The 5,544-nt window shown below is 60.0% G+C and carries 4 protein-coding genes; 2 read left to right on the forward strand and 2 right to left on the reverse strand.

All coding sequences use genetic code 11. The features are described 5' to 3' along the window. Positions 1-41 precede the first annotated feature (41 nt). Positions 42-1,814, reverse strand: a complete 1,773-nt coding sequence (locus tag ABIZ35_RS20875; RefSeq protein WP_348221859.1) for a M3 family oligoendopeptidase — start codon at positions 1,812-1,814, stop codon at positions 42-44. Positions 1,815-1,890: 76 nt separating this feature from the next. Then, a complete protein-coding gene (locus tag ABIZ35_RS20880) occupies positions 1,891-3,180 on the reverse strand; it encodes a VanW family protein (protein ID WP_348221860.1) in 1,290 nt (429 codons plus the stop codon). Between the two features lie 313 nt (positions 3,181-3,493). Here ABIZ35_RS20880 and ABIZ35_RS20885 point away from each other — a divergent pair, with 313 nt between their 5' ends. Further along, positions 3,494-3,835: a P-II family nitrogen regulator gene (locus ABIZ35_RS20885; RefSeq protein ID WP_348221861.1), complete on the forward strand. Its 342-nt coding sequence runs from the start codon at positions 3,494-3,496 to the stop codon at positions 3,833-3,835. A gap of 253 nt (positions 3,836-4,088) precedes the next feature. Next, on the forward strand, positions 4,089-5,544 hold a 1,456-nt coding region (locus ABIZ35_RS20890; protein ID WP_348221862.1), incomplete at its 3' end, for a HAMP domain-containing protein.

The raw sequence follows: 5,544 nt of genomic DNA on the forward strand, positions 1-5,544 counted from the left end.
AAAGGGGGAAGCGCTTTAGCGCAGGGGGAATAGGGATTTACCTACCCCACAATCCCCTCAAACGTATCAATATCCTTCACGATCGTCCCAATACTTGCGCGCCAGAACTCTGGGCTGCGCGTGTCGATGCCGAACCGGGCCGCGAGGGTGGCGGCGTCTGCCATGCCGGTGGAGGCGAGGAGATCGTCATACATCGATTTGAAGCTGTCTGGATCCTGTTCGTACCGGGCGTACAGGCCGAGGGCGAAGAGCATGCCGAACATGTATGGGTAGTTGTAGAACGAACCGGTGCTGTAGTAGTGCGGCTTCGCGGCCCACATGTACGGGTGGCGGGCTTCAGGGAGCAGGGCGTCGCCGTAGGTGTCGTCCTGGGCTTGAAGCATCGCCGCTTTGATCTCGTCGACGGATAGCTCGCGGCTCACGCGCGCATCGAAGACGCTTTGCTCGAACAAGTAGCGACTGGTGATATCCACAACGATCTGGGTGGCGCCTTGCAGGGACGCTTCCAGGATCGCTAATTTGTCGGCGGGCGAGCCGGCTTTTACTCCGGCCTGGCGGATGACGGTCTCGCAGAAGATGCTTGCGGTTTCGGCGAGCGTGGACGGCGAGCTTTGCAGCAGGATCGGCATCTTCGACATGCAGAGGTTATGGTATCCGTGGCCGAGCTCGTGGGCCAGGGTGCTGACGTTGTTGAAGGCGGGCTGGTAGTTCATCAGGATGCGCGATTCGTCGCCGCGCACGCCCGCGCAGAACGCGCCGCCGACTTTGCCTTCGCGCGGTCCGGCGTCGGTCCAGTTTTCGCGGAAGGAGCGTTCGGCGAACTCGCCCATGCGCGCCGAGTAGCCGTGGAACTGCTCCGCAACGAACTTCGTGGCGTCGTCCCATTCCCACACGCGGCTTTCACCGGGCAGGGGCGCGAAGATGTCATAGAACGCGAGCTTTTCAATCCCGAGGGCGCGCGCCTTGGCGTTGAGGTAGCGCCGGAAGTGCGGCATAGATTCACGCGCGGCGCCGATCATGGCGTCGAGCGTCTCCTGGTCGATCTGATTCTGGAAAACGCTCTGCGCGAGCGGGCTGTCCCAGTGGCGTCGCTTTGTGAGTGTGTTGACCTGGCCCTTGATGCTGTTGAGCGCGGCGGCGATCGGCGTTTCGACGGTCTTCCATCCGGCCAGTTCGGCCTCGTAAGCCGTGCGGCGAACTTCGCGGTCCGCGTCGGTGACCAAATTGCGGATCGCGCTCATCGGGAGCTGCTTGGCTTCGCCGTTCAGGACGATTGGGACAAGCATTTGCGATTCGACGTCGCCACGCAGCTTGCCCCAGGCGGACGCGCCGGTCAGTCCGAGTTCGGACGCCAGATTCTCCTCGGCGGGTGACATCTGGTGGAGCGCCTGTGTTTTTCGCTTTCGCAGCATGTAGGAATACTGGGCGTTCGCCTCGGACTCGGCCAGAAACGGCTCGATATCCCGTGTCCCGATCCAGGCCGTGATGCGCGCTTGCTGCTGCGATGTCGTGGCGAAGAGCAGATCGATCTGGCTCATTCGCGCCGCCGCCGCCGTGTCGCGCGTGTCGGCTTCGACAATACAGCCAACATACGATCCCACCACACCGCCGACTTCCGAAAACGCGCTTTGCCGAGCGATCAGCTCCCGCAGGCCTTCATTCGTTTCCAGGGAATCCAGAGTGTCCACGAACGCGGTCATTTCCTGGATCATTCGCTCCATCTGAGCGTAGGCGGCGGCGAACTCGGGGCTGTCCAGGCTGGGATAGAAGGGCGTCATGTCCCAGCGTGGGAGTACGGACTCGGGTGCAGACATAGAATGGGCTCCATTAGTGTCGAGAAAAAGACCCCGCTCGGAAGAGCGGAGTCTTGGGTTTGTGTGAAGATTGGGATTACCGGCTGAAGTCGAGCGCCGGGGTCCATTTGTAGTTGCTGTAGTACGGCTTGTCTTTGATGACCGTGCCGTCGGGGTTGGTGACGACTCGGTAGAAGACGCCGGTGTAGTGACGGTCGCCGAGTTTGCGATAGTGGCTGACCAGCTTCACATTGCGTCCCGGAACAGCCTTTCCGAAGAGCGATACGACGGCGCGGCTGCGGGTCGTCTTATAGGAAACGTACACGGGCGCGTCCGAAAGATTCTGGAACTTGAAATCTTTCTGTCCCCAGTACACCGTGGCGTCGCGGCCCGGATCGGCGTAGGGAATGGTGCGGACGTGCTGGCGGCGCTCGACGATCTTCAGATTGGCGAGCATCGCGGCGTTGAACAGCGTCGTGGCGACCTGACACATGCCGCCGCCCTGCTGCACTTCCATCTTTCCGTTCACAAAGACATGGCCCTTGCCGAAGCCGCGCTCCGCGGTGCGCTCACCAACTGTGCCGTTGATCGAGAATACGCCTTGCGGCGGCACGACGGCGCCGTCGATGATGTCGATCGCGCGGCGGACCGTCTGGGTGCGGCCGACGTCGCCCGGATTGAACTTGGTGACGAAATAACCGATACGGGCGTTGATTCCCGCAAGCTGCGATGCGGTGATGTGGGCGGGCTTCACGACGACTGGCAGCACGACGTGGACCGTCGCGGGGTCGCCTTCGATGGAGCGGGCGACCAAATCCGTGGCGGCCTTCAAGTCGAGCGCGGCGCCGTTGATTTCAGGTATGATCTTTGCCGGAACTTGCTGTGCGTCCACATCCGTCGCTTGCGCCGTATCGACGACAGCTTTTGCATTCATGGGCGACCGCTTGATGTAAGGCGCCGTTCCCATGAGATACTTGCTCAGTTTGGCGCGATCGACGACGAACCGGAAGGAGCCGGGGGTGCTGGCGTCGGAGCCGCCTGGAGCATAGGAAACGCCGATTTGCTTGCGGCTTGGCCGCCACATCCGGACGCCGTCGCCAAGGCGAAGGCGCGTGGAAAGTCGATCCTTCGGATCGGTGGGCGTTAGGACCTGGACCGGCGGCGCCTTGGGCGTCGTTCGCGCGGTGCGGTGGACGATGCGCCGCTTATGCTTTCGCTTGCGCGGCGTCGCGGCGTGCGTCGCCGACGGCGTGCTGGGCGAGGTTTCCGATTGCTGGGAGAGCGGCGGGAAGAGTGGCTGCTGTGCGTTTGCCGTGACGAGCGGGTCGGTGATTGCGGCAATCGCGATCGCCGCGGCGATAGTCAGGCATCGGTTCAGGCGATGCATATGTAGTTTCTCCAGTAGTGGCGTTGGCCCGAAAGTCTCAAGACTTGTGATTTAGAGATTATCGTTACGCATCGGTTAGCCGGCGATTAAAATCGCGCCTAGAAGTGCACGATGTGCCCCTCCGGGCACTCCAGAAACGTGACCGCAAGGTTTCTGGAGTCCACGCAGGTGGACATCGTGCACTTTTAGCCGCGACTTCAGTCGCCGGGCGCATCGTGCGTAACATGAGTTAGAGACTATTGTACCATGGGGAACCTTTGTTCTAAACTTAACGCGCACTTGTTAACAGCGTGAAACGAGAAGGAAATCGATCGTGAAAAAAATTGAAGCGATTATTCGGCCGATCCGTTTGGAGATCGTCAAGGCGGCGCTTGCCGACGCCGGGATTGCTGGAATGACGGCCAGTGATGTCCGTGGAGCCGGTCGTCCGACAGGGGACCGCTCGCCGCATTTTCGCGGTGGAGAATACGTGATCTATCTGCCGCCGAAAGTGAAGCTGGAGATGGTGGTGCGCGACGAGGACGTGGACCTTGCGATTGAGGTCATCTTGGAGAATGCGCGGACCGGTGAAGAGGGCGACGGCAAGATTTTCGTAATCCCGATTGCCGGGGCCGAGCGCATTCGTACGGGTGAAACTGGCGACGAGGTATTATGACGCGAACAAGCAGTCATAACGAAGCTTGAAATGATTTTTTTTGGGTACACTTTCTCGGAATAACTAATGCGAGACGCCGCCCCAAATTTGCCATACATCTCAAATTTTCCTAACACCATGGGTAGGATTACAGGCCAAAGCGCGGAGCCATTCCGGCGCGCCCAGGCCGACCAACCGCTAATTTCGTTTCTAACGTCCTCCAAGGAGTATCCCCCCGATGCCCGTTAAGTCTGTCGCCGGTGAAGCGGAGCCGATGTACGCGGCCCATGAACTTTTGCCTCTGCTGGAGGCTCTGCACGCCGCGAAGGCGGGCGATTTTTCCGTTCGTTTGCCCCGCAGCGAAAACGGCCTGCTGGGAGAGCTTTCCGCGGCGTTCAACGAATGTGTCGCGATCAATGAGAAGATGGCTCAGGAAATCGTGCGCGTCGGCCGGATTGTCGGCCGCGAGGGCCGCATGACCGAACGCGCCGAACTCACCGGAGCGGCGGGGTCTTGGGCGGAAAGTGTTGACTCGATCAATGTCCTGATCGAAGACCTTGCGCGGCCTACTACGGAAGTCGCCCGCGTTATCACTGCGGTCGCCGACGGCGACCTAACGCAGAAGATGGCGCTGGAAATCGAAGGCACTCCGGTCAAGGGCGAGTTCCTGCGCATCGGCGCCACGGTCAACACGATGGTCGATCAGCTGAGCTCCTTCGCCGCAGAAGTTACCCGTGTGGCCCGCGAAGTCGGTACTGAAGGAAAACTGGGCGGACAGGCCGAAGTGAAGGGCGTTTCAGGCACCTGGAAGGACCTCACCGACAACGTCAACGGCCTCGCCGGGAATTTGACCAATCAGGTCCGAAACATCGCTCTCGTCACGACTGCTGTTGCTAACGGCGACCTTTCTCAGAAGATCACGGTTGACGCCAAGGGCGAAATTCTCGAGCTGAAAGACACGATCAACGTTATGGTCGATCAGCTCAACTCCTTCGCCGCAGAAGTAACGCGCGTGGCCCGCGAAGTCGGAAGCGAAGGAAAGCTGGGCGGCCAGGCGGAGGTCCGAGGCGTTTCAGGAACCTGGAAAGACCTCACCGACAACGTGAACAGTCTGGCCGGCAACCTGACGGATCAGGTGCGAAACATTGCTTTGGTTACAACGGCTGTTGCAAACGGAGACTTGTCCCAGAAGATCACGGTCGATGCGCGCGGCGAAATTTTAGAACTCAAAAACACGATCAACGTCATGGTCGATCAGTTGAACTCGTTTGCCGCAGAAGTAACACGCGTTGCCCGCGAAGTCGGCACCGAGGGACGATTGGGCGGCCAGGCGGAAGTCAAGGGTGTTTCGGGCACCTGGAAAGATCTCACCGACAACGTTAACCTGCTCGCCGGCAACCTGACGGTCCAGCTGCGTGACGTTTCCAAAGTCTCGACCGCGATCGCAAACGGCGACTTGACCCAGAAGATTACGGTTGACGTCAAGGGAGAACTGCTCCAGATCAAGAACGTCATCAATCAGATGGTCGACAGTCTCGGAACGTTCGCCGGGGAAGTAACGCGCGTTGCAAAGGAAGTCGGCACGGAAGGCAAACTCGGCGGCCAGGCCGAGGTGAAGGGCGTTTCGGGCACCTGGAAAGATTTGACCGACAACGTCAACTTCATGGCCGGCAACCTGACCGATCAAGTGCGTGATATTGCTCTGGTCACAACTTCTGTCGCGAACGGTG

This window comes from Capsulimonas sp. (assembly GCF_039929585.1).
Taxonomy (GTDB): Bacteria; Armatimonadota; Armatimonadia; order Armatimonadales; family Capsulimonadaceae; genus Capsulimonas.